The sequence below is a fragment of the Paraprevotella clara YIT 11840 genome (assembly GCF_000233955.1).
Classification (GTDB): Bacteria; Bacteroidota; Bacteroidia; order Bacteroidales; family Bacteroidaceae; genus Paraprevotella; species Paraprevotella clara.
In genome coordinates, this window is sequence record NZ_JH376618.1 from 1 (window position 1) to 16,342 (window position 16,342).

Genomic DNA, 16,342 nt, shown 5'->3' on the forward strand with positions numbered 1-16,342 from the left:
ACAAAGAAAAGGAATTATCGCAAGAAATCAAAGTAAAAGAGTATAAAATATTTTTTGATACTTTGGGAATGTTCCGTTGGCTCTTGAAGAGAGCGGGCAAGAGAGAAGTGGCCCTTTAGTTCTCCTTTTTCGTCTCTTATTTTTGCCGTAAATCGGAAAATCGTTGTGGTGCGATTGATTTTCCGGTTTGCGGTAATTGTTTTCGGTTTCTTTGTTTGTCTTTCTATGCCTCTTCCCTCCATACAAGGATATATGTGAAAAAATCCATTCGCATCCTTCAGACTTGTTGTTTTACAGATTATTAAGGTGAACTTTCTTCATCTATAGGGTTCACCGGGTATTCACCGGAGAGGGTTATGAAGATGTCGGTCGGGGATGATTGCCGCTGAAAGAAGGCTGAAGGATGGATTAGTACATCCTTCACCGGAATCTATTGTGTTCCAAGAGATTGTAAACTATCCTGAAAGATGAAACATGTTTTTTGAAAACTTGCTGTGGAGAACAATCTTTGTGAATTTATAACGCTCTGAATGATGACTTTGTAATGTATGTAAAAGAAACTATGTGAAATTTAGCACCATTATAGTTTCTGTCTTTTATTTTTTGAAAAAAGCCGTATTTACTGATAAGTTCCTTATTCTGTGGCAGGAAGGCCTGCCAATATTCGCTCGGCAATATTTTTCAGATGCTTGGTGACCTAATCATAATCCGTTATATTCGTTTTAGAACAAGCTGAAAGTCATTATTTATTCTTTTGATATCGAAAGGAGTATTGCATAAAGCCTTTTTCATATTATGTTTGAGGGTATTTACGCGTTTTCGTGAGGAATCTGAACCATCGTAGTAGTTTTCTCCCAAGATGGAGTTTAGTTCCTCCACGTGTAAAGTGTGTGTATCCTTTTCTATCAGCTTCTCCAGTACAAGGATTACTTGCGTTCGGCTTTTTATCAATATGGTATCATTGTATGTGATAGTATGGTCGTTGATTTGTATTTTCAGTAATTCCTTTTCCAAATTATCCTCTTCCATTTGTATTGGGATTGATGATACTTGTCCTTTTGCTGTTCTTATTGTTCTATGCCACTTCTTTAGTAGAAAGATGGTAGTGATGCAACAAATTAAGATGATGAGTATTCCTTCAATATATGCGAACGGCAATACTTCTTGCAAAATGCTGTTAGGGATGGTTTTATTCATATAACTAAGTTCCAGGCCTGTATGCCATGATGGGATTTTGTTTATGTTCCATATAATAATTATAATAGCGATAATGGCTGATATAATGGCAGAAGTCAATATTTTGTTTTCTTTCTTCATATTTCGTATGAACAATGTCCTTTTTGCAAAATTAAATAAATTCTTTTGTTTCTACAACTAATACAAAGGGATAAAATATACTTAAATTTGGTGGTATTTGTCTTTTTCTATGTCCTTTGAAGGTTAAACACAATTGTACGTAGGTTGCACGGAATGTAACGTACGTTTCACCATAATAAAACTTAATGTGGGATGGAATGTTCGTTATCAAACTTTTTTTGATGATTATTCTACTGAAAATCAAATCTGTTTATAGTGTGTTTATTTTCCGTTTATAAATGTTTATTGCAAAAATTTGTTTTTTATTTAGCTATATTGTTACTTTGTATTGTTTCCCAATCAAGTAAGTGGAAAAATAATATGAAAGGCAGCATAAGGTTTCTTGTTCTATTTAGAGAAGATAAATTAGTAGAGAGATAATGTAAAATACCAAGAATATAAATATAAAATATTTTAATGAACTGTATGAAGGAGTATTTATTAAGTGTCGTAGGAGTATTAAGCATTTTAAGTGTGGGGTGTGTTCCAGACGAGGAAATGAAGGTACGTAATTTGGTATTGAGGGAAAATCCGGGATTACGGCATGTATTGCAGCTTTATGAAGGAGATTCTTTAAAATACAAGGCTGCTCTGTTTTTGATAGACAATTTACCTTATCACCAAGGTGTGGACAGCGGTGACTTGAGACCGATGTATAAATCCTACGAATTGTTCAGTACCGGTAAATTTTCTTATCAGGAGGCTTTGGATTCTGCAGCACGACAATATGGCTTTTCCGGTGTGGGAAAGATTGCCATGAAAAAAGATGTATATATCGACCCCGCCTATCTTGTGGGAAACATAGAGTGGGCGTTTAAAGTGTGGCGTGAACAGCCGTGGGGAAAAAATGTTTCATTTGAGCAGTTTTGTGAATACGTTTTGCCTTATCGTGTGGGTAATGAGAAACTTGAGCCTTGGCGCGAAAGATTGTATTACCAATTTATGCCTATCATAGAAAAACATAAGAACGATCCGGAAATAGAGAACCCCGTGCATGCCGCATTTGTCGTGCGCGACAGTTTGCTCAGGACACCACATTACTTTACCGGTGAAATGGGGACAAGCGTGCGTGTCGGGCCTCGGATTGCGGATTGGCGGAGTGGAAGTTGTCTGGATTTATGCGATGCATTGGTTTACATTTACAGGGCATTGGGTATTCCGTGCGGCATTGAAGAGCTTCCTTTGAGGGGAAACAACAACGTTCCTCATTATTGGATTTTTGTGGATGACCCTGAAGGGCAGACTTGGTTTTCTTCGATGTTTTACCGTCGTCCCCGTTTCCTGAAAGCGGAAGATTATGTGGATGTATATGGAAAGGTTTTCCGTCAGAAGTTCGGGCTTAATCGTCGGATAATAGAGGAAATGGATGTTAGGCCTAAAGATGTCCACCCGGTCTTCCGCTATCCTTGTTTCGAGGACGTGACCCGCATATATGGCAGAGAGCAAGCATATAAACTGTCTGTTGGGAAAGACCGTTTTATTCAGGAACCGAAGGAAGGCGAACCAGTTTATCTCTGCATGTCCGAAAGGTATTCATGGAAACCGGTCGGGTGGGATATTTATGACGGTATGGCGGCTGTTTTTGAAGATTGCCATGGCGGTACGGTATATTGCTTAGCCCTTTATGACCAAGAGAGTGGGGAACTGGAAATGATTTCCAATCCTTTTAGTGTAGATGTTGAAACTGGAAAAATGGCTTATTATGAGCCTGGACCGGAGACTGAGGATGTCGTATTGTTGAGTAAATTCGGAATGTTTGCGGAATTCTTTTTGGGACGTATGGTGGACGGTGTATTCGAGGGTAGCAATATACCTGGATTTGAGCATCCGGACACATTATTCCATATTCACGACGTACCGGATCGCTTATGTACTGTGGTTCGCGCCGATTCGTCAAAGGCTTACCGCTATGTGCGTTATCTTGGGCCACGGGGTGGATTCTGCAATGTGTCCGAGGTGGGTTTCTATTCCTCATGGACAGACGACATGCCCTTGAAAGGAGAAATTTTGGGGCCTGAGGATGGAGCACGTGGCAGCCATTCCTATTTCAATGTGTTCGATGGGCATACGGACACCTCATACGACTATCCCTTAGATTATGGCGGTTGGGCAGGGTTGGACTTGGGAGAGCAAAAGCATGTGGGCAAGATTGTCTACACACCCCGCAATCGGGACAACTTTGTTCGGGAAGGTGACGTTTATGAACTGTTCGTGTGCCGTGGGGGGAAATGGGAGTCAGCAGGTCGGCAAGTTGCCCATTCGGATTCCCTGCTTTTTCAGAATGTGCCGAAACATGCCCTGTTGTTATTACGCGACCATAGTCGGGGGGTAGCGGAGCGTCTGTTTGAATACAAAGAAGGAAAGCAGCGTTTTTGGTAATATTAAAATACTCATGTTATGGTAAGAATAAATAAGCAGGTTTTAAAGTCGGTGTCCGTTCCGGTGCTATGGGGCGGATTATGGTTGTGTGAGGCCTTGGGATTTGTTTTCATGCTGAAGGAATGGCGTGATTATCCGTTGTGGTGCGATTTAATGCTTACGGAAACCTTCCGGATGGATGCCTTTCACGTCAAGCTCCTGTATGCTTTTTGTATCTCCATGTCTTGCCTTTTGGTGTTGACCGCTCTGGTTTTCTACGTTTCCCTGTCCCGCTGTTTGAAATTTCTCAAGTCGGAAGAAAAAGTTTGTTCCGAAGAGAGTATGAGCGAGGTGTTGCCCTCTGTTCATTATGCGTTACATGTTGATACGTTCGGTGGGATTGTGTCGTACGAAGGGAATACGGTTAGGGTGGCACCTCGTGTGGCTCTGTTTTTGAATGTCTTGGTAAAGAAGGAAAACCATACCTTGACGTTGGAAGAATTCAATGAAATATTCAATTCTATTCCTTATGAAAAACTGGGATGTAGCAAATCTAAAATAAGGAATATGAAGTATTATGCCCGTCAGGCATTAAAATCGATGCCTTTTGATGTGGTAAGTGATTCTTCCGGTAGTTTTTGTCTCGTGTATATTGACAATAAAGAAAGTCGTTTTATCAACCTTTAAGGTATTCCTTTGATTTTGAATGGGATTTTATAACTGGGTTGCCGGTCGGTGCACCCTAAGGCTATAATGTGTACATGGGAGTGGATGAAAGTGATTTGTTGTTGGCTAATGCGGAGGTTTTGGCACGCAATGAAATTGGTAAGCGTTATCGTGGCCATGGTGAATTTATGGCTTCCATTTATATGAAGCAACATCGAACAGATGAAAAGGGGGCATATGTTTATATCCCGGAACGCGTTGCCAGAGCTATTTGGCATTCTTTTGGGGTATGTTGAGATAAACAAGCCTGTTTATTCTTGTAAACGCCTTGTAAACGTATCTTGTAATATATTGGAAATGAGCGTAAATGGCCGTTTACAATTTTGTAAACGAAAAAGGACGCTTGTAAACGCTTGTTTTTGAAAATTTTGTGATTACTTTACCTGCGAATCCCACGCAGGTGATCGGCAAGAAGAGCGTGAAGCCGCGAAACCTGCAAAGGGTATAATTATTAAAAATTAAATGTTATGAAGAAGAAGTTCTTCGCGCCCTTAATAGGCGCAGTGGTGTTGGGCTTGTCGGCCTACGCCGGGTATCGCACTTATGATGCGTACAATGGAGTGAGTGAAAGTGACTTGTTGTTGGCAAATGCGGAAGCGTTGGCAAACCAAGATGAAGGCGGTTATGAATATCCTAATGGATACCAAGTTATTTTTGACTGTGGAGTATCTCTTGGAGGTTTGAAAAAATGTCGAGCCAAAATTGTAACTTGTCCAGGTGGAGGTAGTGGGTGTGATACTAGAAAATGTCCTGTACATGGGTAAGAGCTGATCTATTATGAGGAGAATAATTTTTTTTATATGTGTGGTGCTTTTTGCTGCCTGTTCTCAAAAGTCTGAAAAGGATGGAATTTTAAAAATTACTGAAGTTTTAGATTTTGAGAAACAGGAAATGGGAAGTATTTCAGATTGTGTGGATTCTGTTACTTATCTTCCTTTAAAACTTACGCAAGAGGCCTTGTTTCGCAATATTGATAAAATGTTGTGTGAAAACGGAATGATGTATATAGGCGATTTTCGAACTCGTAAAATTACCGTATGCAACATGAATGGAAATGTGAACTTTGTCCTTAACAAATTTGGAAATGGAGAGGGGGAATATCAAGAAATAAGGAATTTTACTGTAGATAAAAACAATATATACATATTGGATAATTATCGGCGTAAAGTTTATCTTTATGATGCTTATACAGGGGAATATAAAGGTAAAAAAGATTTATCCATTGTGGCATGGGATATAGCAACTCTTTCAGATGGAAAATTTTTGTTAACTTTTGTTCCTAATAGTGGAGGCAATTTGAAAGAAAAACAGAGTAAGTACCTTATTTATATAACAGATAACGAGTTCAATGTCATTACAGGTCTACTTCCGTATGATGAAAATTATTCAGAGCCGATAGGTTATATTCGCTATTTTACCAATTATGGTGATAATGTTTACTTCAGTTCATGGAGATTTGACGGAGTTACAATATTTCCAAAGGAGAATCCAGAGAACTATACTTGTGTAAGTATTGACTTTGAGAATAAAATCCCTGAAGAGCATAGATTTGATACAGAGAAAGTAGAGCAAGGAAGCTATAATTATTTGGCTGGAGTTCCTTTCTTTTGTAGCAATTATATTGCAATGGAGGTTGTAGAAGGTGAATTTTCAGAGAATTATCTTTATTGTAGAAAAGATTCAATGTTTTACCGTAATCCTTCAGATGACACAAAAAATTGGAGTAATGTTATGTTGTCACCAATTTCATACTATCAAAATAAATTTGTAAGTGTGATACCTGGATATGATATATATGATGAATTGGTTCGAAAAGGATTTAGACGTGCTGATCATCAAGTTGAAAATAGTATTAAAGAAGGGGATTGGGTTTTATTGTTTTATACGATGAAATAAAATTCTTTTTGTGAAAATAGGTAGAGGGTATTTTAAATACCCCTACCTTCTTTAGTCTTTAATAATGAGTTTCATGGTCTTGAAATACATATTAACGAGTTTGTTTTCTAGTATTCTCTTTTTCTCTTGTAGCAAGAAAGGACAAGTAAAAGGGGAATTAGAGGCATTTCAGTCTCAGATTATTACTTTATGTTTGGATAGTATGGAGTACGTAGAGAGAGGACAAGAGATTGATTCTGAAATAAACGCTCCATCTTTTCAATGGGTTGTATATGCAGATTCTTTGGTTTGTTCATCTTGTAAATTGAGCGAAATGTATAAATGGGACGAGCTGTTACGGAAAGTTGGGATGTATGGAGAGGATTTGAAGTTTTATTTTATTTTTTCTCCTTCCACTGAAGATCGGTTTGGCTTTGATTGGACGGTAAGGACGTATGCGCCTGAATATCCCATTTATATAGATACGCTTGGTATATTTGAACGTTCAAATCCCCATTTGCCGCATAATCCAATGTTTCACACTTTCCTTTTGGATGAAAACAACAACGTGCTGTTGGTCGGCAATCCTTTGGAGAATGAGAAGATAGAGGAAATGTTTTGGCAAATAGTGGAAGAAAAGTTAGGCAAACGAGAATAAAATGAAACGCATAATCCGTCATATCCCTTCCTTGCTGTTAGGCGCATGCTTCGTGGCCTCCGGTTGGTTGAAAGGCGTGGACCCTTACGGCACGTCGCTGAAACTGTCGGAGTATTTCCGCGTGTGGGGTTGGAGCGGCTTCGTGGCCGATCATCCCTTGGCATGGTCGGTGTGTATCTGTGCCGGGGAGTTGTGCATGGGGCTGCTCCTGCTCTCGGGCGTGTTCCGCAAGGCGGTGGCCTGGGGTACGGTGGCGATAATGTCTGCCTTTACCGCGCTGACGGCTTGGCTGGCTTTCTCGCCCATGGGGTTGTCGGTGCAGGATTGCGGCTGCTTCGGCGAGGCTTTCACGTTGGGGCACGGGGCTACGTTGTTGAAAAACGTGTTGCTGTGGGCTTTGGCAGTCTGGCATCTGTGGGTAGTGCGGACGGAGTCTTGGCACGGCCTGAAAGGGTGGCGCACGACTGCTTGCTGTGCGGTCTTCTCCTTGGCAGTTCCCCTTTACTCGGCGGTATGGCTTCCCCCGGTGGATTTCCTGCCTTTCGGCCGTGGGGCGGCCCTGTCCGCCGTGCCGGGCTTCGGAGTGTACGACGGACGTTATGAAGAGGTGACGGATTCGTTGATGGAGGTGTCCGGGTCAAAGCCTTTGGTGGTGGTGGTGTCGCGGCGCGAGCTTACGGTGGACGACCTTCGCAGGCTGTCCGGCCTTCGTGCCGAAGCCGGGGCGGGGCGCATCTCCCTCTGCCTGTGGACGCTTCCCGGCCTGAACGGCGGGGCGGGTATGGATGTTTTCTATACGGACGAGGTGACGCTGAAATCGCTGCTGCGTGCCGAGGTTGGTTTCGTGGTGGTGGACGGGGGTATCGTGCGTGCCAAGCGAAACTTGTCGGTGTTCCGTCCGGCACGGTTCGGTCGGAACGTCACGGTGGGGGAGATGATGGAAGAGGACGCAGGCCTGCCGTGGCGTTACGGCGTTTGCGTATTGGCGGGCTTGGCGGTGATGGTCTGGGTGCGCCGTAAAGAAACGGAGGGCGGACGATGAAGGCGGTATGGGGCGTGGCGTATAAGGTGGCGTGCGGCGTGTGCCTCGTCTGGTTGGCCGTCGTGTTGGGCGTGGCCGTTCACTACGGTTGGCGCGCTTTGGTGGCCGACACGTTCGTCATCCCGTCGGACTCGATGTCGCCCACGTTGCTTCCGGGCGACAAGGTCCGGGTGGACAAGACGGTTTTCGGTGCGCGGCTCTACACGTCGCTGGATTTTACGGACGGTCGGATGGAGAGCATCCGCACACGGGGGCATCGCGGCCTGCGTTACAACGACATCGTGGTGTTCAACTATCCCGTGAATGACAAGGGGCGTATCGGCTTCAAGATGAATTACGTGTATGTGAAGCGCGTGGTGGCCTTGCCGGGCGATACGATATCTTTCGTGCACAGCCGCCCGGTGAACAGCCATTATGAGGGCGTGTTGGGGCTTCCGGAGGCGCAACGGCGATTGGAGGAAACGCCGGACAGCCTGATACCTTGGTACGCGATGCGCAACATCTTGGTGGAGACGGCTGTATTGGGCTATACCATCAAGGACATCCCACCGGTGTACGTGCCCCGTCGGGGCGACATTCTGCGGATGGACGACTGGCGCAAGGTGGAAATCTACCGCCGGGTGATAGAATGGGAGACGGGTCGTGCGTTGGCATGGGACGGGGCATGCGGGCAGTGCCTGTCGGACGGTCGGCCTTTGCCTTACTACCGTTTCCGCAAGAATTATTATTTCGTATGCGGCGACATGGCCTACGGTTCTAAGGATTCGCGTTACTGGGGCTTCGTTCCGGAGGAATACATCGTGGGCGTGGTGGATCGTGTGGTGGAGTCGCACCATCCCTTGACGGGGCGCGAACGGAGGGAACGCCGCGGACTAAACCTGACGGACAATGAATAAGGGACAATATACATATATAATAAGGTATGGCGTGGCGGCGGCAGCGGTGGCGGCGTTGTGCGACCCTGTCGTGTGGCGGACGGAGGCGATGCCTTCCGTGTCGGACGTTTGGGGCTATCGGGCGGTGGCGGCTTTGGTCGTCTTGGCTTTGACGGCCGTATGCTTGGGACGGCGGTTGCCGCGCCTGCATTGGGCGGACGGCGTAGCCTTGTTTTGGTGGGTCTATGTTTCGCTGAATTATGTGTTTGTGTCGCCCTATCCGGCGGCGGAGGCCTATGGCAAGGCCATGGCCTTGGGAGTGGCTTACGTAGCCTTGCGGTTGGTTATTCCTTTTTGCGGCAGGGCTTTTACCCGGCTTTGGTGGGTCGGACTGTGTGCGGCGGGCGGCTATGAGCTTTGGACGGGTTTCATGCAGTTGGCGGGTCGGGAGGCATCCCGGCATCATTTGTTCGACGTGACGGGTACGTTTTTCAATCCCGGCCCGTATGCCATATTCGTGGCCGTGGTGCTGGCCGTCTCCGTAGCTTGGTGGTACAGGTATGGAGAGGCTTTTGCCGGGCGGGGGCGGTGGAGCCGGGTGGGGGCTTGGAGCGTGGCGGCAGTGGCGGTTTTTTGCTTTCCCGTACTGGTCGCCACGTGGAGCCGCGCGGCCTGGGTGGCTGTGGCGGTGGCTGCGGCCTGCCTGCTGTGGAAGGCGCATCGGCGGATGGTGCTTTGGGGGATGGGCGTGGCGGTGTGTGCAGGCGTGTCGGCTTACTTCCTGAAACAAGGGTCGGCAGACGGGCGTCTGCTGATGACGATGGTGGCCGGACGGGCTTGGGCCGGGGAATGGCTTTGCGGGCATGGGCTTGGCGGCTATGCGCAGGCCTACGGTGCAGCGCAGGAGGCTTTCTTTGCCGCGCGTCCCGGTTCGCCGCTGTCGGTGGTGGCCGGTAGTCCGGAGTATGCCTTCAACGGTGTGTTGGGCGTAGGCGTGGAACAGGGCGTGTTGGGGGCCGTTCCGGCCTTGGTGTTGGGCTTGTGGAGCTTGGCGGTGTTGTGCAGGCGTGGTGAGGTCTCGGCCTACGGTTGGTTGGTCTTGTTGGTCTCTTCCCTGTTTTCCTATCCTTTCGCTTTGTGGCCGTTCTTGTCGTTGGCTGTGGCTTGGGTGGCCTTGGCGGTATCGCTCGAGGCCGGAACGGCGGAAGTGCGGTGGTGGAAAAGGACGGCCGTGTGGCCTGTGGTGGCCGCAGGCGGTTTGTGCGTATGGCACCTGTCGGCCTGTACGGCCCGGCGCGTGGAGGCATACGAGGAGTTCCGCCGCGTGCGTGGCGTTCAGGATGTGGCATTTTTGGAGGATTACCGCAAAAAGTATGAGGATTTGAAAGCTTATCCGGATTTTTTGTTTACCTTTGGTACTGCGTTGCGGGAGGCCGGGCGTTACAACGAAAGCAATGCGATGCTGCGTCAGGGCACAAGGGTAAGTTGTGACCCCGTGTTTTACACACTGATGGGGAACAACTACCGGGATTTGGGGGCTGTGGCGGAGGCTGAATCGGCTTACCGGAAGGCTTTCGGGATGTTGCCGGGGCGCATGTATCCGCTCTATCGGTTGATGAAACTTTATGAAGCGGAAGGACAAATGCGCAAGGCGGAGGAGATGGCCCGGCAAATCATTGCTTTCAGGCCGAAGGTGGATTCTCCGGCGGTGCGGGAGATGAAAAACGAAGCGAAGAAGTTAACAAAAAGATAATAGGTATACCATGAAAAGCGAAATAGGAAAATATTTGCGTGGTGCTTGGTGGTGCTTGTGGGTGGCTGTCGTGCCGGTAGGGGCGCAACAGGTGCGTAAACTGTCGTTGACGGAAGCCATAGAAATAGCCAAACGGGATTCGTATGCGGCGCAGGTGGCTCGCTACAGTTTCTTGGGACAGTACTGGAACTACCGTTCTTACCGGGCGGAACTGCTGCCCTCGTTGAACCTTTCGGGCGGGGTGATGAACTTCGACCGCTCTATCGTGGAGGCTCGCGACCCGGACACGGGGCGTATCTCTTACGTGGACAACAACTCGCTCTCGAACGACCTGACTTTGTCCGTGGACCAGAACATCCCGTTTCTGGGCGGTACGCTGTCGTTGCAGTCGTCACTCTCGCGGCTGGACCAGTTCAACTACGATTTGCAGACGTATAACACGGTGCCTCTCATCCTGAATTATACGCAGCCCATCAGGGCTTACAATGCCCTGAAGTGGCGGAAGAAGACGGCGCCGCTGCAGTACGAGAATGCGCAGAGGGCTTATTTGGAAACGATGCAGGACATCACCATCAACGTGACGAACCTGTTCTTTACGGTGCTTTCGGCGCAGGAAAATTACCGCCAAAGCGTGGCGGACTACGAGGACCGGAAACATCTTTTCGAGATTGCCAAGAAGAGGCTGGACTTGGGGACGACCACAAAGAGCGAGGTGTTGCAGATGGAACTTTCGTTGCTGAACGCCAAGATGAGTGTGAATAGCACGAGCCTTACGCTGAGGACCCAGTTGTTCAGCCTGTTTTCTTATTTGCGCATTGTGGACTATGGGGACATAGAACTGTTGCCGCCTTATTACATGCCGGAAATCGAGATGAACGCCGAACAGGTGCTCGACAAGGCATGGACGGGGTCGTCGCATTCAATCGAACAACAGTTGAACCTGTTGGAGTCGCAGCGGGCGTTGGCCGAGGCGAAGGCCAACAGGGGCTTGCAGGTGGAGTTTCGCGGAAGGCTCGGACTGAGCCAGTCGGCGAATGAGTTGCCTGCCGCCTACCGCCGCCTGAAAGACTATGAGACGGTGGGGCTTACGATGACCATTCCGATTTACGACTGGGGCATGGGCCGGGGGAAGGTGCGCATGGCCAAGACGGACGTGGAAATCACCAAGACCCAGATAGAGCAGGCCAACATCGAATTTGCGCACGACGTGCGGACGAAGGTGTTGCAGTTCAACAACCAGGCCGAACAGTGCAAGACTTCACTCCGGGCGCAGGATATAGCCGCCGAACGTTACGACATCATGAAGAAGCGGTTCGAGAACGGGTCGGTGACGGTGACGGAACTCAACACGGCACAAGAGGAGTTTGAAAGCGCGCAGCACCAGTACATCAGCCAACTGCAACAGTTCTGGACGGACTATTACGGCATACAGAAACTGACGCTGTACGACTTTATCCGCAAGGAGAACATCGGGGTGAACTTTAATGATTTGGTAAATTAACGACAGACAGATATGAAACGGATTACGGGAATAAGCCTCGTGGTGTGGGCCGTCTGGGGAGCCGTGTGCGGCTGCAAGGACACGGACGGACAAGACGAAGAAAAGGAACAGGCCATGGAGGGCGCGGTGCAGAAACTGAACGAGAATTATGTGGATACGATGATGTTGCACAAGGTGGTGTTCAACAAGCAAATCAAGTGTAACGGCAAGTTGAGGGCGGCGGCCAAAAGCGAACTGGCCATGCCGGCTACCGGACTGTTGCATGCCATTCATGTGAAGAACGGCTCTTTGGTGAAGAAGGGGGCGTTGCTGGCTTCGGTGGACGACCGTGAAGCCCGACGGGAACTGGCCAAGGCCGAACAGGAGATGGAGAAGGCGGAAGTGGAACTGGTGGACAAACTTATCGGACAGGGATATGACGAGACGATGGCCGACGTGCCGGAAGCGATTCTCAAGAGGGCCAAAGTGACTTCGGGCTATACGTCGGCGGAGTATGCCTTGCAGACGGCTCGGCTCAATCTGGAGCGGTGCAACCTCTATGCTCCTTTCGCAGGGCGTGTGGCCGATATGGACTGCAAACTTTACCAACAGCCGAAGGAGAAGTTCTGCACGTTGATAGACGACACTTGGTTCGACGTGGAGTTCAGCATCTTAGAGGCCGAATTGCAGTCGGTGAGCATCGGGCAGAAGGTCGTCGTGTCTCCTTTCGTGGACGAAAACGAGGAGTTCACGGGGAAGGTGACGGAGGTGAATCCGTCCATCGACGAGAAGGGGCAGGTGAAAATCCGGGCAAGAATCAGGAACCGGGGCAATGTATTGATGGAGGGGATGAACGTGAAGGTCGTCATCGAGAAGGAGGTGCCGGACATGTTTGTCGTACCCAAGGACGCGGTGGTGATGCGTGACGGTTTCCATGTGCTCTTCCGGTTGGAGGAGGGGCGCGCCGTGTGGACTTACGTGGATGTGGTGTATTCCAATATCAGCCAGTATGCCGTGACAGGCAATGCGCGGAAGGAGACGAAGATAGAGGACGGCGACGTGGTGATCACATCGGGTAACCTGAATCTGGCCGACGGGACGGAGGTCATCCCTCGCACGAGGAGAGAAAAGAAGATGGACTAAGGAAAGGAGATCGCCATGATTGTACGCAATTTGATTCACCGGCCCATTGCCGTGACGATGTGCCTGATCGCATTGATCGCCATCGGCTGTATCTCTTTCAAGTATATACCGGTGTCGCTGATGCCGGACATCGACATCCCGCAGATTACGGTGCAGGTGTCTTATCCCGGAGCGTCGGTGCACGAGGTGGATGCCGAAGTGGTGGCTCCGTTGCGCAGCCAGTTGATGCAGGTGGCCGGGCTGAAGGACATCCACAGCGAATCGAGGATGGACGCGGGTTCCATCTTCATGGAGTTCGAGCCGGGAAGCAATATCGACCTGATATTCATCGAGGTGAACGAGAAGATAGACCGGGCGATGAACCGTATGCCGAAGGAGTTGGAACGTCCCAAGGTGGTCAAGGCCAGTGCCATGGACATCCCGGCCTTTTATCTGGACTTGTCGTTGAAAAACGAGGGGGGCGGGAAAGACGGCAGCTTGCCGAAGGCCGGTATGAAGTTCACCCAACTGGGCGAATTTGCACGGAACATCGTGAGCAAGCGCATCGAACAGTTGCCGCAGACGGCCATGGTGGATATATCCGGTACGACGGGAGCGGAAATCATTTGCATCCCGGACGAGGCGAAACTTTTGTCGATGGGGCTGGATATGGAAACCTTGTCCAAGGCCATCCAGTCGAACAATATCACGCTCGGGGCGCTTTCCGTCGTAGACGGGTTGTACCGTTACAACATCCATTTCGATTCGCAGTTGCTGAATCGGGAGGACATTGAGAATGTGTATATCAACCACGAAGGCCGTCTGGTGCAGTTGAAAGACTTGTGCCGTGTGGAAGAAAAACTGGCATCGCGGGCAGGACTGGTGCGCCACGACGGGAAGAATGCCGTGACGATGGCCGTCATCAAACAGAACGACGCGCAGATGGAAGATTTGCAGGAGAGCATCGAGGGGCTGGTGGAAGACCTGAGGAAGGAATATCCGGATATCAGTTTCGACCTGACGCGCGACCAGACCCGACTGCTGACGTACTCCATAGACAATCTGGAACAGAACCTGTACGTGGGGGCGGTGTTGGCCTGTCTGGTGCTTTTCCTTTTCATGAAAGACTGGCGGTTGCCGCTGTTGATTATCATCACCATCCCCTTGACGCTGATTGTGACGCTGCTCAGCTTTCATTTGTTAGACATCTCTCTGAACATCATCTCCCTGTCGGGACTGATTCTCGGTGTGGGAATGATTGTGGACAACTCCATCATCGTCATCGACAACGTGATGCAGCGGTGGCGGCAGGGGATGCCGCTTGCGGATGCCCTCGTGAAAGGAACGAACGAGGTGTTCACCCCGATGTTGAGTTCGGTGCTGACCACCTGTTCGGTGTTTGTCCCGTTGATTTTCCTGAGCGGCATCGCCGGTGCCTTGTTTTACGACCAGGCGATGGGCGTCACGATAGCCTTGTTCGCCTCGCTTTTCGTGGCGGTGTTGGTCATTCCGGTGTATTTCATGGTGTTGTACCGGAAAAGAAAAACATGTCCGGAAGGAGAGGTGCTCGACCGTAAGTTCCATTTTAATTTTTATGCTCCCTACGAACGCGGTATCAAATGGGTTTTACGGAATCCGGTGAAGAGCGTGACGGCTTTTTGTCTGGCTATCCCGGCCATCTTCCTTATCTATAAAGGGCTGGAGAAAGAACGTCTTCCTTATATGGAGCATAACGATGCGCTGATGAAAATAGACTGGAACGCGGGTATCTCGGTGGAGGAGAACGATGTCCGTGTGGGGGATGTGTTGAAGCAGGTGGACGGACTGGTGCAGACTTCTACGGCGATGGTCGGCGTGCAGGATTTCGTGCTGTCCCATACCGAAGACCTTACCACGTCCGAAGCTGTGGTCTACTTTCAGGCGGAGGACGGGGAAACCTTGCGGCAGGCGCAGGAGAAGATAAGAAACTACATGGCGGAACACTATCCGCACGGCACGGTGGAGTTCGGCGTGTCCGGCAATATTTTCGATTTGATATTCTCCAATGACGATGCGGACTTGGAGATACGTTTGCAGCGTCAGGGCGGAGGGCGTCCCGATGTGCAGGAAGCCCGGGCTTTTCTGGACACTTTGTCGCGCCGTTTCCCCGAGGTGGCGGTGCAGCCGGTCGTTTCCGAACGCAACATACAATACGTGGCCGACACGGAGCAGATGGCGGTGTACCATGTGTCGTATGCCGCTTTACAGGCTCGGTTGAGGATGTTGGTGAGCCAGAATGAGGTGTATGCCATCAATGAGGGTGCCCGTTCGCTGCCGGTCATTATCGGCGAACACAGTATGGACAGCCGTAAATTGTTGCAGTACACCGTACGTAACGACGAAGGAGTGGACATACCTTTGAGCTACCTGATACGGGAAACGCAGGGCGAGGACTTCAAACGGCTGTATTCCGGAAACGGCGGGGATTACTATCCCGTGAAGATTACGGCGGACGACCGTACGGTGGAGAGCATCGTGGATTTCACGGAACGGTTCGTGAAGGCCGACCCGCGCTATTCGGCATCGTTTACGGGCAATTATTATTCCAGCCGGGAGATGATAGGCGAACTGGTGCTGGTGTTGAGCGTGGCTGTGGCATTGCTGTATTTCATCTTGGCCGCGCAGTTCGAAAGCATCGTGCAACCGTTGGTCATCCTGTCGGAAATCGTAATCGATGTGTTCTGGGTGTTCCTTGTCCTGTGGCTGTTGGGCGAGTCGCTGAATATCATGTCTATGATAGGTATCGTGGTGATGAGCGGTATCATTATCAACGACTCTATCCTGAAAGTGGATACGATGAACCGGTTGAGGCGGGAGGGGATGCCCCTCGTTACGGCTATCTGGCGCGGCGGGCACAGTCGTTTGCGCCCCATTGTCATGACTTCGCTCACGACTATTCTGGCCATTCTTCCTTTCCTGAGCCGGGGCGATATGGGATCTGCCTTGCAATACCCATTGTCGTTGACCCTGATTGTCGGCATGGTGGCCGGCACGTTGGTCAGCCTGTTCTTCATACCGTTGGTGTATTACCTTATATATAGGAGAAGGGGATAAGGCT

General features: G+C 49.3%; 13 protein-coding genes. 12 read left to right on the forward strand and 1 reads right to left on the reverse strand.

Translation table 11 applies throughout. The features are described from left to right. Window positions 1–711: 711 nt before the first annotated feature. Window positions 712–1,317, reverse strand: a complete 606-nt coding sequence (locus HMPREF9441_RS13175) for a hypothetical protein (RefSeq protein ID WP_008622047.1) — start codon at window positions 1,315–1,317, stop codon at window positions 712–714. Window positions 1,318–1,773: 456 nt separating this feature from the next. Here HMPREF9441_RS13175 and HMPREF9441_RS13180 point away from each other — a divergent pair, with 456 nt between their 5' ends. The 12 genes from HMPREF9441_RS13180 (at window position 1,774) to HMPREF9441_RS13235 (ending at window position 16,338) form a co-directional block, all read left to right on the forward strand. After that, complete coding sequence (locus HMPREF9441_RS13180; RefSeq protein WP_253270817.1) at window positions 1,774–3,735, forward strand: hypothetical protein; 1,962 nt, start codon at window positions 1,774–1,776, stop codon at window positions 3,733–3,735. Window positions 3,736–3,753: 18 nt separating this feature from the next. Next, window positions 3,754–4,401: a hypothetical protein gene (locus HMPREF9441_RS13185; RefSeq protein ID WP_008622052.1), complete on the forward strand. Its 648-nt coding sequence runs from the start codon at window positions 3,754–3,756 to the stop codon at window positions 4,399–4,401. A gap of 74 nt (window positions 4,402–4,475) precedes the next feature. Then, window positions 4,476–4,676, forward strand: coding sequence for a hypothetical protein (locus HMPREF9441_RS13190; RefSeq protein ID WP_008622054.1), 201 nt, complete (start codon window positions 4,476–4,478; stop codon window positions 4,674–4,676). Between the two features lie 231 nt (window positions 4,677–4,907). Further along, window positions 4,908–5,204, forward strand: a complete 297-nt coding sequence (locus HMPREF9441_RS13195; RefSeq protein ID WP_008622055.1) for a hypothetical protein — start codon at window positions 4,908–4,910, stop codon at window positions 5,202–5,204. A 13-nt stretch (window positions 5,205–5,217) separates the two neighbouring features. After that, entirely contained in the window at window positions 5,218–6,336 is a 1,119-nt protein-coding gene (locus tag HMPREF9441_RS13200) for a 6-bladed beta-propeller (RefSeq protein ID WP_008622057.1), read from the forward strand. Between the two features lie 73 nt (window positions 6,337–6,409). After that, window positions 6,410–6,973, forward strand: coding sequence for a hypothetical protein (locus tag HMPREF9441_RS13205; protein WP_244949774.1), 564 nt, complete (start codon window positions 6,410–6,412; stop codon window positions 6,971–6,973). Window position 6,974: 1 nt separating this feature from the next. Continuing rightward, window positions 6,975–8,015 carry a MauE/DoxX family redox-associated membrane protein gene (locus HMPREF9441_RS13210; RefSeq protein ID WP_008622061.1) on the forward strand — a complete coding sequence of 347 codons (1,041 nt, stop codon included), beginning with the start codon at window positions 6,975–6,977 and terminating at the stop codon, window positions 8,013–8,015. Continuing rightward, window positions 8,012–8,911 (forward strand): signal peptidase I, encoded by a 900-nt coding sequence (lepB, locus tag HMPREF9441_RS13215; RefSeq protein WP_008622063.1) that lies wholly within the window; start codon window positions 8,012–8,014, stop codon window positions 8,909–8,911. The genes HMPREF9441_RS13210 and lepB overlap by 4 nt, the downstream gene beginning before the upstream one ends. Further along, window positions 8,904–10,643 carry a tetratricopeptide repeat protein gene (locus HMPREF9441_RS13220; protein WP_008622065.1) on the forward strand — a complete coding sequence of 580 codons (1,740 nt, stop codon included), beginning with the start codon at window positions 8,904–8,906 and terminating at the stop codon, window positions 10,641–10,643. The genes lepB and HMPREF9441_RS13220 overlap by 8 nt, the downstream gene beginning before the upstream one ends. A gap of 10 nt (window positions 10,644–10,653) precedes the next feature. Continuing rightward, on the forward strand, window positions 10,654–12,144 hold the full coding sequence (locus tag HMPREF9441_RS13225) for a TolC family protein (protein WP_008622067.1): 1,491 nt from the start codon (window positions 10,654–10,656) through the stop codon (window positions 12,142–12,144). 12 nt (window positions 12,145–12,156) lie between these two features. Continuing rightward, window positions 12,157–13,266: an efflux RND transporter periplasmic adaptor subunit gene (locus tag HMPREF9441_RS13230; RefSeq protein WP_008622069.1), complete on the forward strand. Its 1,110-nt coding sequence runs from the start codon at window positions 12,157–12,159 to the stop codon at window positions 13,264–13,266. Between the two features lie 15 nt (window positions 13,267–13,281). After that, the gene (locus HMPREF9441_RS13235) at window positions 13,282–16,338 is read left to right on the forward strand and encodes an efflux RND transporter permease subunit (protein WP_008622072.1); all 3,057 of its coding nucleotides are present in this window, start codon (window positions 13,282–13,284) and stop codon (window positions 16,336–16,338) included. The last annotated feature ends 4 nt before the right edge of the window (window positions 16,339–16,342 follow it).

Excerpts from the sequence above, each read along its gene's own strand:
- HMPREF9441_RS13200 (WP_008622057.1), top strand. The coding sequence starts at position 5,218 with ATGAGGAGAATAATTTTTTTTATATGTGTGGTGCTTTTTGCTGCCTGT.
- HMPREF9441_RS13220 (WP_008622065.1), top strand. The coding sequence starts at position 8,904 with ATGAATAAGGGACAATATACATATATAATAAGGTATGGCGTGGCGGCG.
- HMPREF9441_RS13235 (WP_008622072.1), top strand. The coding sequence starts at position 13,282 with ATGATTGTACGCAATTTGATTCACCGGCCCATTGCCGTGACGATGTGC.
- HMPREF9441_RS13205 (WP_244949774.1), top strand. The coding sequence starts at position 6,410 with ATGGTCTTGAAATACATATTAACGAGTTTGTTTTCTAGTATTCTCTTT.
- HMPREF9441_RS13180 (WP_253270817.1), top strand. The coding sequence starts at position 1,774 with ATGAACTGTATGAAGGAGTATTTATTAAGTGTCGTAGGAGTATTAAGC.
- HMPREF9441_RS13210 (WP_008622061.1), top strand. The coding sequence starts at position 6,975 with ATGAAACGCATAATCCGTCATATCCCTTCCTTGCTGTTAGGCGCATGC.
- HMPREF9441_RS13175 (WP_008622047.1), bottom strand. The coding sequence starts at position 1,317 with ATGAAGAAAGAAAACAAAATATTGACTTCTGCCATTATATCAGCCATT.
- HMPREF9441_RS13195 (WP_008622055.1), top strand. The coding sequence starts at position 4,908 with ATGAAGAAGAAGTTCTTCGCGCCCTTAATAGGCGCAGTGGTGTTGGGC.
- HMPREF9441_RS13190 (WP_008622054.1), top strand. The coding sequence starts at position 4,476 with ATGGGAGTGGATGAAAGTGATTTGTTGTTGGCTAATGCGGAGGTTTTG.
- HMPREF9441_RS13225 (WP_008622067.1), top strand. The coding sequence starts at position 10,654 with ATGAAAAGCGAAATAGGAAAATATTTGCGTGGTGCTTGGTGGTGCTTG.
- HMPREF9441_RS13185 (WP_008622052.1), top strand. The coding sequence starts at position 3,754 with ATGGTAAGAATAAATAAGCAGGTTTTAAAGTCGGTGTCCGTTCCGGTG.
- HMPREF9441_RS13230 (WP_008622069.1), top strand. The coding sequence starts at position 12,157 with ATGAAACGGATTACGGGAATAAGCCTCGTGGTGTGGGCCGTCTGGGGA.
- lepB (WP_008622063.1), top strand. The coding sequence starts at position 8,012 with ATGAAGGCGGTATGGGGCGTGGCGTATAAGGTGGCGTGCGGCGTGTGC.